Here is a 20,088-nt window from a genome sequence, read left to right on the forward strand (position 1 = left end):
AGGATTGTGGTCAGGGAAAATTGACTTCGCGTCGATGAGCGATAAGATAATCTGATGATACATCTGACGATGCGGCAGCTTCGCTATTTCGACGCGCTGGCGCGTCTGGGGCATTTCGGCCGCGCCGCCGAGGCCTGTGCGATCTCGCAGCCGGCGCTGTCGATGCAGATCAAGGAGATGGAGGAGGCGCTCGGCGGCGTGCTGCTGGAGCGCAACGCCCGCCAGGTCGTGCTGACCCGGTTCGGCGAGCAGCTCGCCGAACGCGTCCGCGAGATCCTGCGCTCGGTCGACGAGCTCGGCGACTTCGCCCGCGCCTCGCGCGACAAGCTCACCGGCCGGCTGCGGCTCGGCATGATCCCGACTGTCGCGCCTTATCTGTTGCCCAAGGTGATCGGGAACTTGACGCGCAAGCATCCCGAGATCGACATCCACGTCCGCGAGTCCAAGACGCCGACCCTGATCGAGGAACTGGTCGAGGGCCGCCTCGATGCGGCGATCGTCGCGCTGCCGGTCTCGGAGCCTTCGCTGACCGAGGTCGCGCTGTTCGCGGAGAACTTCCTGCTGGTGCGGCCGCCGGAATATGAAGGCGCTGACGTGCCGAGCAGCGAGATGCTGCGCGAGATGCGGCTGCTGTTGCTGGAGGAGGGGCACTGCTTCCGCGACCAGGCGCTGTCGTTCTGCAACATGCAGGCGCCGCGCGAGATGCTCGATGCCTCCTCGCTGTCGACCCTGGTGCAGATGGTCGGCGCCGGCATGGGCGTGACGTTGATTCCGGAGATGGCGGTCGGCGTCGAGACGCGCTCGGCGTCGGTGTCGCTGGCGCGCTTCGCCGATCCGCAGCCGCAGCGCACGGTCGGCATGGTCTGGCGCAAGACCAGCCCGCTCGCCAAGCAACTGATGCAGATTTCCGAGATCGTCGGCAGCGCGGCCGAGGGTCTGCGCAAGCAGGCCGCGGCAGCGCAGGGCCGCAAGCGGCGCGGCTGAGCGCCGCGCGTGACGACGCCGGCTGACGCCATCCCTGCTGCGTCCCGCCCGCGCCGTGTAGGAACGATCCGTCGTCGTAGCCCGTCACGTCCGGTTTTCCATGGCATAAGTCTTGTATCGATCTTCGCGAGCGGTCGAACGTCCGACGCGCACGCGGGGTGGCGATGCCGCAGGATCGTGATCTCGGTCGGTTGGCTCGCCGCTCGCGCCGCTTGCTGATCGAGGCTGCGCACCTGGAGAACGGTCCATGCCTGAGCCGCTTCGACATGAGGGCCTCCGTCATTGCGGGGAGCGACGCGACGAGGCAACCCAGAGTCCCGCGATGGTTCTGGCTTGCTTCGCTGCGCTCGCAAGGAGAGAGCTCGTTCGGGGATGTGGCGAGGAGGTCGGGTGAAAATTGACGAGCGTGATGATGGCGTCCTGGCCTTTGTCGACACTGACGGCCGCATCTGGGCGCAATGTGCGCGTCCCTCTCAATATGCCGCCGACACCGATTACGTGATTGAAGGCCCGCTGAGCGGCTTTATCTACGAGGAGGGGACGTTCACGCCGGACAGCGAACAGGCGTTTCGCGCCTGGCTCGACGACCGCTTGATCAGCGACGGGATATTCCATGTCAAGGACAAGGAGACGGCGCTGTCCTTGTGTCGGCGGATCGCGGTGGCCGCGCGCGACATCCTGACCGACCGGTCGGCCTCGTCCCGTTGCCCGCGCTGATCGCTTGATCTTCCGGTAATAATAATTCTATTACGTAATTTCAGAAATTGTGCTTATCTGTGCGTACCCCGCCTCGAGCAGAGGGACGTACGCGTCGTCACGATACGTTGAGGTGGGCTGCGATGGACGTGACGGCTGCGCCAGACGAGCGCGGTTGGCACGGACGGCGAAGTCGTGTGGTCCTGGCCTCTCGACGCTGAGGTCAAGTCTGCGGTGGTTGCCTGACGGCACGCGCGGGCGATGGGGGCAAGAAAGCCGATCCCCAGGGAGAGCACGAAGGACACCGTAAAGCCATCGCGCGGGGAAGGCCGGGTCTGTCCGGCTGTACCTGTGGTACCTGCCGCCTGCATTCTTTTGAGCAGGCGGGCCACGGGCCTCAGCCGAGGTCCGGCCTTCCCCGCGCCCTCTCGTTTCAGGGCGACATGACGAATGCATCACCTGGGCGTTGCGCGCCACGGGAGCGTGAGATCGTGTCTCGCCGGAGGATCTGCGTGGCATGATGGATTGTCGACCCATCCGGTCGCGTCCGCCATGAGGCGAATCTGAAACGGCCATCGAGAGCGCAAGGAAATGACGACTCTATTTTGATTTGAATCAAATCATACATTCTACTTGTGATTTCAAATACCCGAGCGGTTGGACGGCGGGGGAGGCGAGATGGCGACCATTCCAGTTGAGCAGGCACGCTCGGTTGCGATGTTCCACGCCGCTTCGAAAAGCGCTCCGGATATCGCCGATCGACAAATGGCGCGGTTTTTCGGCTCGGACCTCGATCCAAACCCGATCATTATTTTTGATCTGACCGGCACGCCGGCATTCTATGATTTCAGCTTCTATCAACAGGCTCTACTCGTCGGCGTCATCAGGTGCACGGCGGACACGAGGCTGCAATCCGCAGCCTGGGCATTCGAGCCGCCGTCGCGGCAGCTGTCCGACACGAACGCACTCAAGATCGCGACGGAAGCGATGAACAAGATCGCGCCGGACGCAACCCTCGTCAGCCATTCCTTCGTCGCATATTCGTACGCAAAGATCGGCGTTCGCGTTTCCTACGTCAAGGATGGTCACCCCGCATCGTTCATCGTCGACTACTATGATCGATCGGTTCTCACACAGACCGATCTCGCTCCGAGTCCGCCGCCGGTCGATTTGCTGGATAGCATCGACGGGCTCATTCCCCACTCGATCTTGGACTCTCAGAAGCTCGGTTTTCTCGACGTGTCGGAGCCAGAGCCGCTACGTGGCCAGAGCGAGCGAGAAATGATTCGCAGCATCGTGTCTGGGATTCTGCCGGAAAGCGGTGATCTGCCGGACATCAAGTTTGACGATTCCGACTATAAGACGCTGCAGGCCTACTTTGCTGCGACGCCGCCGGCGATCGCATCCTCGATCCTGCCGGTTCCTCTCTTTGCGCAGATTACGCCTGTCTATTGCGCGGTCGCATCCGCGCAGATGATCCTGGCGTATTTCGGATTCACGGCGACACCCGAGCAAATTGCCGAACAGATGAAGCCTGGCCCCAAGGGCGCCACCAACAAAGCCCAAGTCTCGGCGTATCAGTTTTTTGCGGGAGGGCGATTGGCGCCGACCTTTGATCAAGCTCCGAGTTTCGATCACGCCCTCGACGCGTTGCAGAAATTCATTCCGTTCAAGAGCGGTCTCCCGGGCCATGCGCGTGTCTGCCGCGGCTGGAAGCAATATTCCTTCGTATCGTCTCTCACCGGAAATGTGACGGGAACTGAGCACTATTTTCTGATCAATGATCCATATCCCGTGGGCGAGGGCAGCATTCGCTGGGAGAACCTCAAGAATCACAACTACGCCAATGCGATCAGCTTCAGCCGAATGGGAGGCACATGATGCCGTGTCCGGATTTGCGCGTGAGCAAGTACTGCATCTGGACGCCTGTGGACGGCGCGGTATTCGGCCTGCATGGCTACACCGGGGGCATGGTCCTCGTTTCGCAGGATCTGTTCGAGTCGTTGACCGAGAGAGGCTCGCTCGACCTGATACGTCAGAGATATCAGGACGAGTTTGATGCCTTATGGCTGCGCGGCTTCATCACGAGCCTTACCCCCTTGGAGGAGCGAGAGGCGGTGGTGGAGATCTCCAGATCCCTGCAGGCACGTCGCCGGCAACTACATTTCGTTATCGCGCCAACCTTTGACTGCAATTTCCGCTGCAGTTACTGTTTTGAGCGGGAGCTGCAGAACGACATCGATCGCCGACCAAACCCGCTTTCGCAGATCGATCGTGCGACCAGCGATCGACCTGGTGCCGACTCGGGCGCTTGTTTCATGGGCCACGGCGACAAGGTGAGCATGTCGCGAGACGATGTCGATGCGGTGTTTGCCGGCATCGATGATCTGATCGAGCAGTCGGAGACCAAACAATGGTCCAGGAATATCACCTTGTTCGGCGGAGAGCCGTTGTGGGTTTCCAATCTTCCGGTCATCGAACGCGCCGTCGAGCTCGGCAGCTCGCGAGGCTTCCGCTTCTCGGCGGTTACCAACGGCTATGACGTCGATCGGTTCATGGACGTCATCGGGGTCGACGCAATCCATTCACTCAACATCTCGGTCGATGGCACGCGGGCGATCCATGACAAGCAACGATTCCTGACCAACGGCGGAGGGACCTTTGACAGGATCGTGGACAATATCGATCTGGTCCTGAGGGAGCGGCCCGGCGTTCGCGTCGTTGTGCGCTTCAATTTCAGCCGCGCCAATTTCCACGAGCTCAGACCGTTGCACGATTTGTTCGGTTCTCGCGGCTTCCTGCAGAATCCGAATTTTGATCTCAATGCAAACATCATCTACGACAAGGCCAATGGTCGGAAGACACTGCGGTCCGATCGCGAGCTATTGGATATCGTGCTGGCGCAGGCGCCGAAAACGAATGTGTCGCTGGATTGCTTCAATGCGGGCGTCGCGGGCCGGATCGTGAGCGCGATCCGGAAGCGGGAAGAATTCCGGTTCTCCGGTTCTTATTGTGCGGCCAATGCGGGAATGTACATCTTCGCACCCGACGGCGGCCTCTACAAATGTTGGGAAGACATTGGCGCAGCTCGCTCGCTGGTCGGCAGCTATCGAGAGCGGCCGGTGGTGCTCAATGGCAGAGACGATCAGTGGAAGGGGCGCCAACTTGAAGGCATGGCAAAATGCCAGTCATGCCGTTTTGCGCTCATCTGTAGCGGCGGGTGCGCCCAGCATGCTCACCAGCAGATGGGAAGCATGAACGATAAATACTGCGACAATTTCGACAAGCGATATGCCGTTTCGGTGGCCAAGGTTGGCGACGAGATTCGTAAACTGGTCGTATGTGCGTAGCAAGGTGGAGAGAGGATCAAGTCATGTCTGACATCAAGATGCCCGAAGACAAGCTGGACGTCTTCAAGCTGATGACGACCCAGCACATCAAGGTTCTGAACCAGAAGGGAGCGAACCTGAAATACGAGAAGCTGACGGTCGGCCAGCTTCTCGAGATGCTCGGCTTCAAGCGACCGGAAGCCGGGGCAGCCGATGCGATCTCGGTCGACGAGGAGCCCGAGGGTTGGCTTTGCGGAGCCGACAGCGTCTGCGGCTTGAACAAGTCCGCGTGAGGGACTCCGGCGAAGCCAATCGTCGGACCGCATGATCGGCAGCCATCACCTCGGCCAGGCGCGCGTCATTGCATCTGGCCGCGGTGTGCTGCGCGAAACACTGGCGGATCCGGAAGAAGTGCGATCGTTGGCGGAAGCTTGGACGGTGACACGGCCCTGCCAATACAGGTGGTCACGCTTGAGCGGTTCTGTGGCCGCAACATTCTTGCTTAAGGCAGGTTGATCTTGCTCAAAGCTGCTCCTCGCGCCCGTGGTCCAATAAGTTTGACACGGGAGAGGAGCCGGAAATGCAAACATCAGTTCAAATTGAATTTGAAGGGATCCGCGTGTCCGCCGAAATCCGGGCTGCCGTCGAGCAACATGTCGCGGAACTGGAGAGTCGCTTTGGCCGGATCACTGCGGCTCGCATCATGGTCAAAGGTCCGGGCGGTCATCACCAAACCGGCGGTCAATATCTGGTGAGCGTTCGGCTGGCGCTGCCTGACGGTCGGGAGGTCCACGTTGGACGTACCCCGAAGCTGGATGAACGGTACGACGACTTGACCTTCGCCGTGGACAACGCATTCAAACGCGCGCGTCGACAACTGCAGGACCGGGCGCGACTGATGCGGGGCGACGTCAAGACGCATGAGCCTCAACCCATCGGAACCGTTGCGCGTATCGATCCAAGCGGCCAGTTCGGCTTTCTGGAAGCCGCGGACGGCCACGAAGTCTATTTCAACTGCAATAGCGTCGTTGAGGGTGGATCAAGCATCGTGCCCGGCGCCCGCGTCAGCTACGTTGAGGAGATCGGAGAGAAGGGACCGCAGGCGAGCACGGTCAGAATGCTCGGGAAACATGGGCTGCGGGCTTAGCTCGGCGGCTGAGTGGGGACGCGGACGACGGGCAGGTTTGACGTTGGAGGTAACCGATGATTGGTGATCGCCTGCGCTTGTTCTGTCTTCATGGCACGGAGGTGCTTGGCGAAAAAGTTGCTCATGCGCTTGGATGCCGTCTCGCCGCTGTCGAAGAACGCAGCTTCGAGGACGGCGAACACAAGGTGCGGCCGCTGGAGGTTGTCGCCGGCTGCGACGTCTACGTTCTGCATAGCCTCCATGGCGGTCCTGACGAGAGTCCGAACGACAAGCTGTGCCGGCTGCTGTTCCTCGTCGGGGCATTGAAGGATGCCGGTGCCGCGCGGGTGACGGCGGTCACACCGTATCTGTGCTATGCGCGAAAAGATCGTCGCACCAAGGCCAATGACCCGGTCACGATCCGTTATCTTGCGACCATGTTCGAGGCGATCGGTGTTGACGCGGTGGTGACCCTCGAAGTTCACAACGAGGCCGCGTTCGAGAACGCGTTCCGTTGCCCATCGGTCGCGTTGAGCACGGCGCCGCTCTTGATCGGCAGGATCAGGGCGATCGCAGCTGATCGGCCGATTGCCGTGGTTTCGCCGGATCTCGGAGGCGGCAAGCGAGCGGACCTGCTTCGCGAGGTTCTTGGGAAGGCGCTCGGCCGTCCGATCGGCAAGGCGTTCGTGGAGAAGCATCGCAGCTCCGGTGTCGTTTCGGGCGATTTGTTCGCCGGGGAGGTGGCGAACTCGCTGTGCGTGATCGTGGACGATCTCATCAGCAGCGGTGGAACCCTGGTGCGGGCGGCGAAGGCGGCCCGTGCCCATGGAGCCGAAGAGGTAATAGCTTGCGTCGCGCACGGCCTGTTCATGCCAGGCGCGGCAACGACGCTGGCCGATCCTGCGATCGACCGCATCATTGCGACCGACAGCGTGCCGCCGTTCAGGCTTCCGCCGGGCGCGGTTCGCGACAAGCTCGAGATCGTCTCGGCGGCGCCCCTTCTCGGAGAGACCATTCGTCGGCTGCACCACAACGAGCCGCTGACGGAGCTGCTTCCGTATCAGGATTGATCCCTGCAATTCAAATTCTGGCTCTCGCCGTGAGCTGCCGCTCGAGCTGCGCTGCGTCCGCCTTGGCAAGTTTGAGATAGGTGCGCGTCAGCCGCGGCCATTTTTCCGGCGTCCGTGGATGGGCGTCGGCGAGATGAGCGATGGATAGCCTGGCGCGGAGCATGGCCCGGCCAATCCGATAGAACAAGAACAGTCCGCTGGCCGGGTCATCATTGAGCTGGACGGCCAGATGCCGCCGAAGCCTCTCAGCGACCCACAGTCCTCCCAATCGGGCGCATTCCAAGTGCAGGAAGGCAATTTCGTCCAGAGCATCCGATGTCCGCAAGCAGGCATTGAACTCCAGGCAATCGATGATGGGGAAGGGAGGGCTCAACCAGATATGTTCCGGCCGCAGATCGCCATGGCCGTCAAGGACGTGCCGGTGATGCACCCGCTGCGCCAGCAGCTCGGTCCGCTGCCGCAGGAAACGGCATTGCAGGTCGGCAATGCGCTCGATGGTGCCGCGGGGCAGGTCGAAGGCCGGCTCGAGCAAACCTCGCCGATCCGCAAGAACTGCCTTTTGCAGGGTCACCATGTAGCTCTCCGGATTGATCATGATCCGGCGCGCATGCGAATAGAAGCGGCTCAAACGACTGGCCAAGCCATCGATCTGGCCCTGGGAGACCTTGCGATCGCGAAGCCCGGCTTCGAGCGTTCGGCCTTCATCGAGCCGGCGCATGACGACGAGCCAATCAACGATGTGTCCGCCGCCTCCGATGGCGTAGCCACCCGGCGCAGCCGTCAGCGGCACCACGCCGTGATAGACATCGGGCGCCAGCCTTCGGTTCAGCGAAACCTCAGCGCGGCAGGCGTCTGCGCGGCGCTCAAGGCTGGAGAAATCGAGATATGGAAAATGAACCGGCTTCTTGAGCTTGTAGACGCGCTCGTCAACCATGAAGACCCAGGACATGTGGGTCTCCCGCGTGATCACGGCGTCGGGCGTCGGGACATAGCTGTCCGGCCGGCTGAGAAACGCCACCTTGCGAGCAAGAGCTGTCGCGCTGCTATTCTCAGCGTCATCGTCCCAGGGTTCATTCTTCCATCCGGGCATATGATGCCTATCGCCAATCGCGGCTGTCGGCAGCTTGATACGGATCAATAGCAGTGGCTGTCCGGCTCATATCCTGCGCCTCTTCCGCGTGAGGTCTGCCATGCTGTTCCAGAACCGAACCGATGCCGGCCGGCAACTCGCCGAGGCGCTGCTCAAATACAAGGGGCGGCACCCGGTCGTTCTTGCGCTGCCACGGGGCGGCGTGCCGGTTGCGGCGGAAGTCGCAGCAGCCCTCGATGCGCCACTCGATCTGCTGCTGGTCCGCAAGATCGGGCTGCCGGGGCAGCCGGAGCTCGCAATGGGTGCCATCGCGGATGGGGAGGGCATGACCACCATTCGTAACCAGGACGTGATCGAGCTGTCCGGCGTCACTTCAGAAGAGTTTGAGGTCGTCTGCAAAAAGGAACGTGCTGAGATCGAACGGCGTCGCGAGCGCTATCTGGGCGATCGGGCTCGTGCCGAAGTCAAGGGGCAGGTCGCGATCATCGTCGATGACGGCGTTGCGACAGGGGCAACCACGCTTGCTGCCATAAAGGCTGTTCGGAAGCAGGAACCGAAAGAGCTCGTGCTTGCGGTCCCGGTCGCGCCGCTGGACACCATCAGGAAATTGCATGCGGAAGTCGATGCGGTCGTCTGTCTGCATGAGCCTCAGGAGTTTGGCGCGATCGGCTATTTCTATCGCGACTTTCATCAGGTCGGCGACGACGAGGTGATTGCCACTTTGAGACAGTTTCCATCAAACAGATCCATGCCCGCTTCCTGACGAGCCGGCGGTCTAATGATCGTGGGGCAGCGGTTCCCAGCGGTCGCCGACCTTCACGTAGGATCGCTTCACCGCCGCCCAGGCTATGCGGTGAGCAATCTCCTCCTGCCGTTCGTCTTCCGCATGGGAGGCAAAGGCGTGGTTGAACGCTTCGCGATAAATGTCCTGCGCGTGCGATGGGAGGTGAGCGCGAACAGGAGGGGGAAGATCGATATTTGTGCGATAGGGCATGGCTGGTGCCTCGGACGTAAACTGCCGCGCCTTGCTCGGGACGCCGCGGCGTTTCCACCAGAAAGGATAGACGCAACTTGCTTCCGCCTCTTGACCGGCGTCAAACAGGAAATGCGTATAAATCGACAGGATGACCGACGTCATGTGAGCGCCGAGGAACATCGATGGACCCGTCACCGAGCGCGCTGCTAACCGATCTGTATCAGATGACCATGATCGAGGCGTATCTTGAATCGGGCCAGACTGATACAGCCGTGTTTGAGTTCTTTGTACGCAAGCTGCCGCCGCAGCGCAGCTTCCTGATGGCGGCCGGACTGGAGCAGGCGCTCGACTTCCTGCAAAACATGCGGTTCTCGCAAGACGAACTCGGCTGGCTTGAGCGAACTGACAGGTTCAGCAAGTCGTTGATCGACTATCTCGCCAATTTCCGCTTCACCGGCGAGGTCCACGCGATGCCGGAAGGCACCGTGTTCTTTGGCAATGAACCGATCCTTAGGGTTACAGCTCCTTTGCCGGAGGCGCAGCTTGTCGAGACGCGCCTGATCAACATCCTGCATTTTCAGACACTGATTGCCTCCAAGGCCGCGCGCATGGTCTTACTCGCGCCAGACAAGCTCCTGATCGACTTCGGCTTGCGTCGCGCCCATGGTGCCGAGGCAGGGCTGCTGGCTGCCCGCGCGAGCTATGTCGCGGGATTTTCCGGCACGGCAACCCTCCTGGCCGAGAAGTCATTCGGCATTCCGACCTATGGAACCATGGCGCATTCGTTCGTTCAATCCTTTGATGACGAAGCTGCAGCATTCGAAGCGTTTGCGCGCGCCCGGCCGAAGAATCTCGTCCTGCTGATCGACACTTATGACACCGAGGCGGCCGCGAGGAAGGTCGTCATGCTGGCGCCCCGATTGAAGGAGCTTGGAATTGCCGTCAGCGCCGTGCGGATTGACAGCGGGGATCTGTCTGCGCTCGCCAGGAACGTGCGCTGCATTCTGGATGCCGGCGGACTCCATGACACCGGCATCTTTGTCAGTGGCGGAATAGAGGAGGGCACCCTGATTGCCTTCGCTCGGGACGCGGCGCCGATCGACGGTATCGGCATCGGCACGGGCCTCGTCACGTCGTCCGATGCGCCGGCACTCGACTGTGCCTATAAGCTGCAGGAGTATGCGGGCTTGCCGCGCCGCAAGCGCTCGACGGGAAAGGCCACCTGGCCCGGCCGCAAGCAGGTTTGGCGCCGGTATGACAGCGATGGCCGTATGCTCGCCGACATTCTTTCGACCGAGGAGGACCAACAGGAGGGGGAAGCGCTGATCCAAGCTGTGATGCTCGGCGGACGCCCTGTCGGCTCTCGACCATCACTTCACGACATCCGGGCTCACGCGCGCCGGCAACTGGATCAACTGCCTCCGGAGCTGAAAGCCTCCAAATCGGTTGCGCCCTATCCGGTTCAGATTTCAAGCCGTCTTGAACAGCTGGCAGCTGTCGCCGACCGGATAGGCTCGCGTCCCTGAATTCTGATCTGCATCAAGGGAAACAGCTCGATCCGTCTCTAGCCTGTCGAGCGACGGAGGTGCATCGATGCCGGTACAGAATGCCGAAATTGCAGAGATGTTCGACCAGACCGCCGAACTTCTCGAGATCAAGGGCGGCAATCCGTTTCGTTCGCGGGCCTATCGCAATGCTGCGCGGGTGATCGAGCGCCTTCCCAAGAGCATCACCAACCTCTTGAAGGCGGGCGAGGATCTTTCCGAGCTGCCAGGTATCGGCAAGGATCTGGCAGGAAAGATCGAAACGATCGTCGCGACCCATCATTTCGATGTGCTGGACAAACTCAAGCGTGAACTGCCCGGCGATCTCGGTGAGATCGCGGCGCTCCCGGGCTTGGGTCCGAAGCGCGTCAAACTGCTCTACGACAAGCTGGGCGTGCGGTCACTCGAGGACCTCAGGCGCGCGGTGAAGTCGGGTCGGCTGAGAGAGCTTCGAGGCTTCGGTGCCAAGAGCGAGGAAAAGCTCGCCGCGGCGCTGGCCAAGCCTCGCGCCGAGAGGCGCTTCAGATTATCCGAGGCCGAAGCCGAAGCGGAAGCACTCCTCAGCCATCTGAGGCCGAACGCGAGCAACGGACGGGTGATCGTCGCCGGAAGCTACCGCCGCAGGCGCGACACCGTCGGCGATCTTGATATCCTGATGGTGGCGCGTGACGGCCACGCCGCCGGCGAGAGACTCTCTCGATATGACAATGTCGCTGATGTGCTTGCTCATGGCGATACGCGGACGGCGGTGGTGCTGCGCTCCGGGCTGCACGTCGACCTGCGCGTTGTTCCTGAGGCAAGCTACGGCGCCGCGCTGATGTATTTCACCGGATCCAAGGCGCACAACATCTCCTTGCGCGGACTCGCTAACGACCACGGCTGGAAGCTGAACGAATACGGCCTCTTCGCCGGTAAACGGCGCATCGCCGGAGCAACCGAGGAGGAGATCTACGGCAAGCTCCGGCTGCCCCTGATTCCGCCCGAGATGCGCGAGGATCGCGGCGAGATCGCGCTCGCAAAGGCAAAAAAGCTCCCGAAACTGATTACGCTGTCCGATATTCGAGGCGACCTGCACGTCCATTCCAAATGGACCGACGGCACCGCCGCGATCGCCGAGATGGCGGCTGCCGCCAAGGCAAGGGGCTATGCCTATATGGCTCTGACCGACCATAGCCAACACGTCACTGTCGCCCATGGTCTCGATGCCGGACGTCTGTCGCGTCAGATCGACGAGATCGATCGTTTGAACGACCGGCTGGATGGCTTTACGGTGCTGAAAGGTGCTGAAGTCGATATTCTGGCGGATGGACGGCTTGATCTGCCCGACAAGATCCTATCGCGGCTCGATCTGGTCGTTGCTTCCGTTCACTACAAGTTCGAGCTCTCGCGCAAGATGCAGACCGAGCGCATCATCCGGGCGATGGACAATCGCCATGTCTCGATTATCGGTCATCCGACCGGACGGTTGATCGGGGACCGCGAGCCTTACGAGATCGACATGGAAGCCGTCATTGCGGCGGCGCGCGAGCGCGACTGTCATCTCGAACTCAACGCCGACCCGGACCGGCTCGATCTCAACGATATCCATGCTCATGCCGCCAAGTCCGCGGGCGTCAAGCTGGCAATCTCGACGGACGCACATTCGACGGCTGGATTCGCCAACATGCGTTTCGGCGTCGATCAGGCGCGCCGAGGCTGGCTCGAAGCAGCGGACGTCATCAACACCCAACCCTTGTCGCGGGCGAAGAAGATGCTGAAGCGCTAGCCGCATTGTTTGATCCTTCGCAACGTTGCGCACGCGATGTTGCGTTCTGTTAGGTAACAGCGCAGGAGGAATGAAATGAGCTTCGAGAAGAAGATTGGCACGGTTGCGACCGCGGCTGTCCTGACCCTTGCGCTGCTTGCACCCACGGGGGCCGACGCTCGCAACGGGCGAGTTGCCGCAGGAATCGTCGGCGGCCTGGCTGCCGGCGCACTGTTCGGCGCGGCCCTCAGCGGCGGCTATTGGGGGCCGTATCCCTATTACGGCTATCCGGGGCCAGTCTATTACGACCCACCGGCACCGTATTGGGGGCCAGGTCCGTTTTGGGGACCGTACGGATACGGCGACTGCCATGTCCGGGCGGTCCGGCACAGGCGGCACGTGCACTACGTGCGGGTCTGCTATTGAATTCGCTTGCACTCGAGCAACGTGCAGGGCTGTCATGTTGCTGCGTCTCATGCGGACGAAGGACACGTGATTGGCTGTCGCGTGCTGGATGACGTGCAACGGGCGACGGTATGCGGATCGGTCAAGCCGGGCCGGTGCCGATCACTTGCGGAGAGTCGGACGCATGTCAGGGCGTTTCAAGGTTCGGGCTCTGGGCCTCCTGGTCGGGCTGCTCTCGTGTTGGCCGACAAACGTGGACGCCGCGAACCTCAGCAAGGCAGCGCAACGAGGCAGGGCCATCCTGCAGGAAAAATGCGGGCGCTGTCATGCGATCAGATCGGTTGGCGAAAGCCCGCTCGAGAATGCTCCGCCGATGCGCGATATCTACGCCCGGTTCAATCGGCGCGAGTTGCAGGCGGAGCTGTCGGAAGGCATGGTGTCGAGGCACAGGGATATGCCGCAAATTGAATTTTCCGACGAGGACGTTTACGCGATCATGAGCTACCTCTACGTTCTTGCAGTCAGGAAATGAATGCTCGTTGCCCAGGAAAGTGCTGATCCCTGCACATCGAAGTTCACGGGCTGCGTGGGTCCATTCGACGGTCTGACGGCATCGCCACTGGTCTGGCGGCACGCAGCTGGACCGGTATGAAGGCTTCCCGTCGGTGGGCGCTCGGCGGACGTGGCCAGATGCCCGGATTATGATTTCAATTCGCGGATCTGCGCCGGCAGATGGTGCATCAGTTTCTCAAATTCACCGGGATCGAGCTTCTCCCACGCGATCTCGAACACCCCGCGAATGACGCTCAGCGGTTCGATGGGAAATTGCTGGGGCAGCTCCATTGCGACGTGATCAGCAAAGTCGCTGGCATGTCGCTCCTTGGTCGGCGTTCCCGCCGCATGCCAGTTCTCGTAGTAAATCCCGCGCAGGAGGATCGGCAGCTGGGCGCCAAGCTTGGTCGCCACCTCCGGAGGTACGCGATCGCGCAACGCATGCAGAACAGCCCGGAGCGCGTTGTAGGCCTGTTGACGGCTACCGAGTTCCAGCTGCTCCTCGATCGCCTTGAGCCAGAGATTCGTCTCCTGAATGGTGTGATCCAGCGCGGTAACACCTGTTACGCCCATGATGCGTTCTCCTAGATTGGCACATCAGAATAGCGGCATCCCGGATCGACGGCGTCATCGAAATCACGTCCATTGTCATGATCCGGTGAGCACGGATGCCGGCCTCGATTCAATGCGACAGCAGGGTCGGGATCGTCATTGTCTTCAGCATTTCACGGGTGACGCCGCCGAAAATGCCTTCCTGCAGGCGGGAATGCCCATATGCCCCCATCACCAGCATGTCGAGACTTTCGTCGGCGGCCAGGGACAGGATGGACGGCTGAACCTCGGAATGCTCCGCCGTCAGCTCAAGCAGCGTTGTCGTAAGTCCGGCACGAGCCATGTGTTCGGTCAATTTTCGCGCTGAAGCCTCGGTGGGAGCAACCTGCGCCTCATTGATCGAAATCGTGACCAGCGCTTCTGCCCGAGAGAGAAACGGTGTTGCGTCCTTGAAAGCACGGGCGGCAAGGCGGCTTCCATCCCAGCAGATGCCGATACGGTTGGCCTTGAAAGTGCCGCGGAAAATATGCGGCACGAACAGGACGGGTCCGCCCGCCTGGAGCAGGATCTCGGTCGCAGTCCTATTGTCGTGACTGTCCTGTGTTGCGTCCGTCTGCAGGACCACCGTCAGCTCATAGAGCCTGGCCGCAGCGCCGAGCGCGGACGCGGCTTCACCGGGCAGGTCCTCGACCGAGCGGCTTGCGTGAGAGATGTTTGCATTCCGGGCTTCCGTCTCGAAAATGGCGAGTGCGGCCGCGCTGCGTTGGGCGGCGCGTTGCCGCTCCATTTCGAAGATCTCTGAAGAGACGACCGCTGCGCCCGCGCCTCCATCGACCACATACGCGCTACTGGGCGGGATGTATCCGACTGCAATCGCATCGAGATGGGCGTCGAACCGGGCAGCCAACGAGACTGCGGCAGAAACGACAGGCTGCGGTGGCTGCTCGGTCGGAATGTAGACGAGAATGTCGTTGATCTTGATCATGACGACCTCACTCCGGGACCAAATCCATACTCTCAGTCGGATGAAGCGGCATGTTGACTTGAATCAACAGTCAATGACCGGCCGTCACCCAGCGGGCCCCCGCAAAGTTGTTGCTCCGCTCGGGGGCACAGCCCCGTCTTCATGGTTCAGCGTCACGCCGGCATTTCCGATTCCGCTAGCCGTTCGCGCTTTGGCTCCGCGATTTCGGTCATCGTCGCCTCGGTGAGCAGGAGGATGCCGGCAACCGACACCGCGTTCTCGAGGGCTGTCCGAACGACCTTCGCGGGATCGACAATGCCGGCCTCGACCAGGTCGACATATTGCTTGCGCGCGGCGTCAAACCCGAAATTGCCGACGCCACTCAGCATGCGCGCGACGACCACGCCGCCATCCGTTGCCGAGTTCTCAGCAATTTGGCGAGCGGGGGCCTCGAGCGCGCGCTTCAAGATCTGTACACCGGTCCTTTCGTCGCCATCGCAGAGTGCTTCCTCCTTGCCGACGGCTTCGACGCATCGAAGCAAGGCAAGCCCGCCGCCTGGCACGATACCTTCTGCAACGGCCGCCTTTGTCGAACTGATGGCGTCGTCGAGCGCCTCTTTTCGTGATTTCATCTCGGCTTCAGTCGGCGCTCCGACACGGATAACGGCAACCCCGCCCGACAGCTTGGCGAGCCGCTCCTCAAGCTTCTCCTTGTCGTACTCGCTGGTCGTTTTCTCGATCTCGCGGCGAAGTTGTTGCGTCCGCGCATCGATCTGGCTGCGTTCGCCTTTGCTGCCGATCAGCGTGGTGTTTTCCTTGTCGGCAACCACACGGGCGACATGCCCCAGCTGCTGCAAAGTAGCGTTTTCAAGCTTCGAACCAAGATCGTCGGAGACGACCTGGGCGCCAGTGAGGATTGCAATATCCTGCAACATGGCCTTGCGTCGCTCACCAAAGCCGGGCGCCTTGACGGCGCAGCCTTTCAGCACGCCGCGAAGTTGATTAACGATGAGCGTGGCCAACGCCTCGCCTTCGATGTCTTCGGCGATGATCAGGAGCGGTTGTGCCGATTTTGCGATCTGTTCGAGCAGCGGGATAATGTCGCGCAGAGCGCTGATCTTGTGGTCGCACAACAGGATGAGCGGCTCTTCGAGAACCGCTTCCATGCGATCGGCATCGGTCACGAAGTAGGGCGACAGGAAGCCGCGGTCGAATTTCATCCCTTCGACCACGTCGAGCGACGTTTCGATGGTCTTGGATTCCTCCACCGAGATCACTCCATCGCTTCCGACTTTCTCGAGCGCATCGGCGACCAGCGCGCCAATGGACGGATCATTATGAGCCGAGATGGTGGCGACCTGAGCTCTTTCCGCCTTTGTCCTGACGGGTCGCGCCATTGCATGGAGGGCCGCTATCGTCGCGCGGGCAGCGCGGTCGAGGCCCCGTTTCAGATCGATGGCACTGGCGCCGGCGACGACGTTCCTGACGCCGTCGGCAAGAATCGCATGTGCCAGGATCGTGGAGGTGCTTGTTCCGTCGCCAACGAGATCGCCGGTCTTCTCCGCGGCCTGACGCAGCACCTGCGCTCCGAGATTCTCCTCCGGATCCTTGAGGTCGAATTCCTTGGCGATCGTGACGCCATCGTTGCATACGATCGGGGTGCCCCAGCTCTTCTGGATCAGTACTGATTTTGATTTCGGGCCGAGCGTCACCCGCACTGCGTCCGCAAGCAGCGAGGCTCCGCGCAGGATCTTCTCGCGGGCCGCGGAATGAAACAGCACCTGCTTGTGAGGCATCAATCGCTCCTCAGAAGGACGGCTTTCATCAGACCAAAATAGAAGTGACGCCGTTTTGAACGCTTGATCCTGATCAAGGAGGAGGCACTGGTACGCCGATCGATCAGGCGCTAGGGTCGCAATGCTCGATTGAAGAGCCTTCGCAGAGGCAAAGCGCTCGGAGCACGGGATTGCGCCGAGATGGCGGACGTCCCGTTGGCGTCTGTGATCATATCCGTTTCTTGCTCGGCCTGCGCCGGAGCGGCCGTTCGGCGGTTCGAGGCAATTCTTGCTTGCGCCTGCGGCATCTTGGTGTCTCAAAGAATCCGCTGCATTGCTGATCAGTCTCCCATCCAAGGAATGCACCGAGGCGTCCGACGACTGGCTCCGAGAACCGCTTCGAGACGGCTCGGCACGTCATACATGCAGCCGCCGCCGCACGATCACAGCAGGTCCGGTGCCGACACTCGGACGACTCTTGGCGCACATGTGGTGCTGGGGTCGCGGCGTCGCGCGTTCTCACTTTGCGGAATGGAACGGCCAGCCGGTCAAATCCGTGATGACCGGGCTCGCGACGGCCTGCCGGCCGTCAGGGCTCCCGCTGAAGGAGGGGAAGATCTCGCCGCACCCGCTGCGCCACATGGCGGCGACGTGCTCATACAGCGGCGCGCGATCCGTGGGAGGCCTCAGGCTTTCTCGGAATGTCGGTCAGCATACCCGCTAAGCCGTTGAGCTCATTGGTGGGCCCGGCAGGACTCGAACCTGCAACCAGACCGTTATGAGCGGTCGGCTCTAACCATTGAGCTACAGGCCCCCGCGACGCTGAGGTCTTGCCGGCGGCGGGCAGGAGCGGGCCTGTCCGGCGCGGCATCGGAACCCCAACGACGGCTCGGGCTCCGTTTACAGCCTGGCCAGCAATCCGGCAATGCCGCTGCCCGATTGTTTTGGCGCGGCTCCGTCGCACGGTCCCGTCCAGGCCCGCCGCGACGCTAGTCCACCGAAACCCCGGCGAATTCCACCACCTTGCGCCACTTCTCGGTCTCGTCGACGACCAGCTTGCCGAACTCCGCCGGTGTCATCGCGCGCGGGATGCCGCCGGTCTCGGTGAGCCGCGCCACCAGCTTGGGGTCCTTCAGCGCCTCGCCGACCGCCTTGTTGAGGATCTCGACGATCTCGGGCGGCGTGCCCTTGGGCGCCGAGATGCCGTAGAAGCCGACCGATTCGTAGCCCGGCACGGTCTCGGCGATCGCCGGCACGTCCGGCACCGTCGGCCAGCGCTGCGGCGAGGTGACGCCGAGCGCGCGGACGCTGCCGCCGCGCGACTGTTCCAGCGCCGTCGGCAGGTTGTCGAAGATCAACTGCACCTTGTTGGAGATGATGTCGGGAAAGGCCAGCGCCGAGCCGCGATAGGGCACGTGCAGCATGTCGCATTTGGTCATCGCCTTGAACAGCTCGGCCGCCATGTGCACCGAGGTGCCGTTGCCTGAGGAGGCGAAGGCGATCTTGCCCGGGTTGGCCTTGCAGTAGTCGATGAATTCCTTGACGGTCTTGGCCGGCACGTCGTTGCTCACCACCAGCATGTTGGTGAGCTGCATGATGCTGGCGACCGGCACGGTGTCGCGGATGAAGTCATAAGGCAGCTTCTTGTAGAGCGAGGTGCTGATCGCGTTGTTGGGCGCGACGAACAGCAGCGTGTAGCCGTCGGGCGGCGAGTTGATCGCGGCGGCGGCCGCGATGTTGCCGCCCGAGCCGGTGCGGTTCTCGACCACGACCTGCTGGCCCAGGTGGTCGGACAGCCACTGCGCCATGATGCGGGCGACGATGTCGACCGGCCCGCCGGGGGCAAAGCCGATCAGCCAGCGGATGGGACGGTCCGGATAGGCGGCGAGCGCCGGTCCCGGTTTGGCGGCGAGTCCCGCCGCGACGATCAGCCCGAACAGCAGCGCGCGCGCCAGCTTCATGCCCGTCTTCCCCCATTGATTGTTGTCGTTCAGCTCGCATGCGGCGGCCCGGTCGCCCCGGCCGCCGATCGTTCAGTGCGCCGTCACTTCTTGATCAGCGGGCACGCGGGATCGGGCGGGCCGAACGCGTCATCGCCTTTGATGGTCGCGAGGATCTTGTAGTAGTCCCAGGGATATTTGCTCTCCTCCGGCGATTTGACCTGCGCCAGCACGAGATCATGCACCATCAGATTGTCGGCGCGCAGCTTGCCGTTGCGGGCGAAGAAGTCTTCGACCGGCGTCTCACGCATCTTCGCGGCCACCGCGAGCGGATCGTCGCTGCCCGCCGCCTTGATGGCGTTGAGATAGTGCATGACGGCGGAATAGACGCCGGCCTGCCACATCGTCGGCATCCGGTTCATCTTGGCGAAATAGCGCTTCGACCATTCGCGCGTCTTGTCGTCCATGTCCCAGTAGAACGAGGTGGTGAGCAGGAGCCCTTGCGCGGCCGGCAGGCCGAGCGAATGGATGTCGGTGACCAGCGCGAGCAGCGCCGCCATCTGCTGTCCGCCCTTGAGCAGGCCGAACTCGGATGCGGTCTTGATCTCGTTCATGTTGTTGGGGGGACCTGCGGCAATGCCGATGATCTTGGCCTTGGAGGCCTGCGCCTGCAGGATGAAGGACGACAGATCGGGCGTCGCGAATGGCGGCCGCACCGCGCCCACGACCTTGCCGCCATTGGCGGTGACGACGCTCGAGGCGTCGCGCTCCAGCGAATGGCCGAAGGCGTAGTCGTCGGTGATGAAGAACCAGCTGTCGCCGCCGCGCTTGACGACCTCCTTCGCCGTGCCGGTGGCGAGCGCGCGGGTGTCGAACACCCACTGCATCGCGTAGGGCGAGCAGAACTTGCCGTGGAAATCGGCGGCGCCGGTCGACTGGGTGATGAACAGCTTCTTCTTCTCGGTGGCGATGGTCTGCACGGCGAGGCCCACCGCGGAGACCGGCACGTCGACGATGAGATCGACCTGCTCGGTGTCGTACCAGCGGCGCGCGATCGCGGCGCCGATGTCGGGCTTGAGCTGATGATCGCCGACGATGACGCTGATCGGCTTGTCCAGCACCTTGCCGCCGAAATCATCGACCGCCATCTGCGCCGCGGTGACGGATCCTTGTCCGGTCGGCGTCGAGGCCGGGCCGTTCATGTCGCTGAGCACGCCGATCTTGACGACGTTGTCGGAGATCTCGGCCTGCGCGGCGGTCGTGACCAGCAGCGCGGCTGCGGCCCACGCCGCCCGCTTCAAACAGCTGAGTTGCAATCAGTCCTCCACCGGTACCGGCGTG

At 62.1% G+C, this 20,088-nt stretch carries 19 protein-coding genes and 1 tRNA gene; 12 read left to right on the forward strand and 8 right to left on the reverse strand.

What is annotated here, in order from left to right:
- The first annotated feature begins 54 nt into the window (after window positions 1-54).
- From ACQR1H_RS24670 to ACQR1H_RS24700, 7 genes are all read left to right on the forward strand, one after another.
- The gene (locus ACQR1H_RS24670; protein ID WP_315803486.1) at window positions 55-984 is read left to right on the forward strand and encodes a hydrogen peroxide-inducible genes activator; all 930 of its coding nucleotides are present in this window, start codon (window positions 55-57) and stop codon (window positions 982-984) included.
- 390 nt (window positions 985-1,374) lie between these two features.
- Complete coding sequence (locus ACQR1H_RS24675; protein ID WP_315803487.1) at window positions 1,375-1,701, forward strand: hypothetical protein; 327 nt, start codon at window positions 1,375-1,377, stop codon at window positions 1,699-1,701.
- A gap of 657 nt (window positions 1,702-2,358) precedes the next feature.
- On the forward strand, window positions 2,359-3,561 hold the full coding sequence (locus ACQR1H_RS24680) for a C39 family peptidase (RefSeq protein WP_315805367.1): 1,203 nt from the start codon (window positions 2,359-2,361) through the stop codon (window positions 3,559-3,561).
- A gap of 20 nt (window positions 3,562-3,581) precedes the next feature.
- Complete coding sequence (locus ACQR1H_RS24685) at window positions 3,582-5,030, forward strand: radical SAM protein (RefSeq protein ID WP_434839256.1); 1,449 nt, start codon at window positions 3,582-3,584, stop codon at window positions 5,028-5,030.
- A gap of 23 nt (window positions 5,031-5,053) precedes the next feature.
- Entirely contained in the window at window positions 5,054-5,302 is a 249-nt protein-coding gene (locus tag ACQR1H_RS24690) for a hypothetical protein (protein WP_315805369.1), read from the forward strand.
- A gap of 287 nt (window positions 5,303-5,589) precedes the next feature.
- Window positions 5,590-6,156, forward strand: coding sequence for an HPF/RaiA family ribosome-associated protein (locus tag ACQR1H_RS24695; protein WP_316177675.1), 567 nt, complete (start codon window positions 5,590-5,592; stop codon window positions 6,154-6,156).
- 56 nt (window positions 6,157-6,212) lie between these two features.
- Window positions 6,213-7,205, forward strand: coding sequence for a ribose-phosphate diphosphokinase (locus tag ACQR1H_RS24700; RefSeq protein ID WP_316217681.1), 993 nt, complete (start codon window positions 6,213-6,215; stop codon window positions 7,203-7,205).
- Window positions 7,206-7,215: 10 nt separating this feature from the next.
- Here ACQR1H_RS24700 and ACQR1H_RS24705 read toward each other — a convergent pair whose 3' ends face one another.
- Window positions 7,216-8,343, reverse strand: coding sequence for a hypothetical protein (locus ACQR1H_RS24705; protein ID WP_434894732.1), 1,128 nt, complete (start codon window positions 8,341-8,343; stop codon window positions 7,216-7,218).
- Between the two features lie 52 nt (window positions 8,344-8,395).
- Between ACQR1H_RS24705 and ACQR1H_RS24710 the strand changes: the two genes are divergently transcribed.
- Window positions 8,396-9,058 (forward strand): phosphoribosyltransferase, encoded by a 663-nt coding sequence (locus ACQR1H_RS24710; protein ID WP_316217679.1) that lies wholly within the window; start codon window positions 8,396-8,398, stop codon window positions 9,056-9,058.
- Between the two features lie 12 nt (window positions 9,059-9,070).
- Here the strand turns inward: ACQR1H_RS24710 and ACQR1H_RS24715 are convergent, their stop codons facing one another.
- A complete protein-coding gene (locus ACQR1H_RS24715; RefSeq protein WP_410051442.1) occupies window positions 9,071-9,433 on the reverse strand; it encodes a ChaB family protein in 363 nt (120 codons plus the stop codon).
- Window positions 9,434-9,453: 20 nt separating this feature from the next.
- Between ACQR1H_RS24715 and ACQR1H_RS24720 the strand changes: the two genes are divergently transcribed.
- The 4 genes from ACQR1H_RS24720 (at window position 9,454) to ACQR1H_RS24735 (ending at window position 13,496) form a co-directional block, all read left to right on the forward strand.
- Complete coding sequence (locus ACQR1H_RS24720; protein WP_316217678.1) at window positions 9,454-10,797, forward strand: nicotinate phosphoribosyltransferase; 1,344 nt, start codon at window positions 9,454-9,456, stop codon at window positions 10,795-10,797.
- A 67-nt stretch (window positions 10,798-10,864) separates the two neighbouring features.
- A complete protein-coding gene (gene polX, locus ACQR1H_RS24725) occupies window positions 10,865-12,580 on the forward strand; it encodes a DNA polymerase/3'-5' exonuclease PolX (RefSeq protein WP_434908325.1) in 1,716 nt (571 codons plus the stop codon).
- 75 nt (window positions 12,581-12,655) lie between these two features.
- The gene (locus ACQR1H_RS24730; RefSeq protein ID WP_315805376.1) at window positions 12,656-12,985 is read left to right on the forward strand and encodes a hypothetical protein; all 330 of its coding nucleotides are present in this window, start codon (window positions 12,656-12,658) and stop codon (window positions 12,983-12,985) included.
- A gap of 163 nt (window positions 12,986-13,148) precedes the next feature.
- Window positions 13,149-13,496 (forward strand): c-type cytochrome, encoded by a 348-nt coding sequence (locus tag ACQR1H_RS24735; RefSeq protein ID WP_315805377.1) that lies wholly within the window; start codon window positions 13,149-13,151, stop codon window positions 13,494-13,496.
- A gap of 167 nt (window positions 13,497-13,663) precedes the next feature.
- On the opposite strand, the gene ACQR1H_RS24740 is transcribed toward ACQR1H_RS24735, so the two are convergent.
- From ACQR1H_RS24740 to ACQR1H_RS24765, 6 genes are all read right to left on the reverse strand, one after another.
- The gene (locus tag ACQR1H_RS24740; protein WP_315805378.1) at window positions 13,664-14,089 is read right to left on the reverse strand and encodes a DUF2267 domain-containing protein; all 426 of its coding nucleotides are present in this window, start codon (window positions 14,087-14,089) and stop codon (window positions 13,664-13,666) included.
- Between the two features lie 109 nt (window positions 14,090-14,198).
- Window positions 14,199-15,053 (reverse strand): universal stress protein, encoded by an 855-nt coding sequence (locus tag ACQR1H_RS24745; RefSeq protein WP_316177687.1) that lies wholly within the window; start codon window positions 15,051-15,053, stop codon window positions 14,199-14,201.
- A 152-nt stretch (window positions 15,054-15,205) separates the two neighbouring features.
- Window positions 15,206-16,828: a chaperonin GroEL gene (gene groL / locus ACQR1H_RS24750; protein WP_316177688.1), complete on the reverse strand. Its 1,623-nt coding sequence runs from the start codon at window positions 16,826-16,828 to the stop codon at window positions 15,206-15,208.
- Between the two features lie 717 nt (window positions 16,829-17,545).
- A tRNA-Ile gene (locus tag ACQR1H_RS24755) sits at window positions 17,546-17,621 on the reverse strand.
- Between the two features lie 175 nt (window positions 17,622-17,796).
- The gene (locus tag ACQR1H_RS24760; protein WP_316217674.1) at window positions 17,797-18,768 is read right to left on the reverse strand and encodes a Bug family tripartite tricarboxylate transporter substrate binding protein; all 972 of its coding nucleotides are present in this window, start codon (window positions 18,766-18,768) and stop codon (window positions 17,797-17,799) included.
- Window positions 18,769-18,851: 83 nt separating this feature from the next.
- Window positions 18,852-20,063: an ABC transporter substrate-binding protein gene (locus ACQR1H_RS24765; protein ID WP_316177696.1), complete on the reverse strand. Its 1,212-nt coding sequence runs from the start codon at window positions 20,061-20,063 to the stop codon at window positions 18,852-18,854.
- Between the last annotated feature and the right edge of the window lie 25 nt (window positions 20,064-20,088).

This window comes from Bradyrhizobium sp. HKCCYLRH2015 (assembly GCF_051168215.1).
Lineage (GTDB): Bacteria > Pseudomonadota > Alphaproteobacteria > Rhizobiales > Xanthobacteraceae > Bradyrhizobium.

What these genes read in the sequence shown, in the direction of transcription:
- ACQR1H_RS24670 (WP_315803486.1), top strand. Translation starts at nt 55, where the DNA reads ATGATACATCTGACGATGCGGCAGCTTCGCTATTTCGACGCGCTGGCG.
- ACQR1H_RS24680 (WP_315805367.1), top strand. Translation starts at nt 2,359, where the DNA reads ATGGCGACCATTCCAGTTGAGCAGGCACGCTCGGTTGCGATGTTCCAC.
- ACQR1H_RS24690 (WP_315805369.1), top strand. Translation starts at nt 5,054, where the DNA reads ATGTCTGACATCAAGATGCCCGAAGACAAGCTGGACGTCTTCAAGCTG.
- ACQR1H_RS24695 (WP_316177675.1), top strand. Translation starts at nt 5,590, where the DNA reads ATGCAAACATCAGTTCAAATTGAATTTGAAGGGATCCGCGTGTCCGCC.
- ACQR1H_RS24700 (WP_316217681.1), top strand. Translation starts at nt 6,213, where the DNA reads ATGATTGGTGATCGCCTGCGCTTGTTCTGTCTTCATGGCACGGAGGTG.
- ACQR1H_RS24710 (WP_316217679.1), top strand. Translation starts at nt 8,396, where the DNA reads ATGCTGTTCCAGAACCGAACCGATGCCGGCCGGCAACTCGCCGAGGCG.
- ACQR1H_RS24715 (WP_410051442.1), bottom strand. Translation starts at nt 9,433, where the DNA reads ATGACGTCGGTCATCCTGTCGATTTATACGCATTTCCTGTTTGACGCC.
- ACQR1H_RS24720 (WP_316217678.1), top strand. Translation starts at nt 9,454, where the DNA reads ATGGACCCGTCACCGAGCGCGCTGCTAACCGATCTGTATCAGATGACC.
- polX (WP_434908325.1), top strand. Translation starts at nt 10,865, where the DNA reads ATGCCGGTACAGAATGCCGAAATTGCAGAGATGTTCGACCAGACCGCC.
- ACQR1H_RS24730 (WP_315805376.1), top strand. Translation starts at nt 12,656, where the DNA reads ATGAGCTTCGAGAAGAAGATTGGCACGGTTGCGACCGCGGCTGTCCTG.
- ACQR1H_RS24735 (WP_315805377.1), top strand. Translation starts at nt 13,149, where the DNA reads ATGTCAGGGCGTTTCAAGGTTCGGGCTCTGGGCCTCCTGGTCGGGCTG.
- ACQR1H_RS24740 (WP_315805378.1), bottom strand. Translation starts at nt 14,089, where the DNA reads ATGGGCGTAACAGGTGTTACCGCGCTGGATCACACCATTCAGGAGACG.
- ACQR1H_RS24745 (WP_316177687.1), bottom strand. Translation starts at nt 15,053, where the DNA reads ATGATCAAGATCAACGACATTCTCGTCTACATTCCGACCGAGCAGCCA.
- groL (WP_316177688.1), bottom strand. Translation starts at nt 16,828, where the DNA reads ATGCCTCACAAGCAGGTGCTGTTTCATTCCGCGGCCCGCGAGAAGATC.
- ACQR1H_RS24760 (WP_316217674.1), bottom strand. Translation starts at nt 18,768, where the DNA reads ATGAAGCTGGCGCGCGCGCTGCTGTTCGGGCTGATCGTCGCGGCGGGA.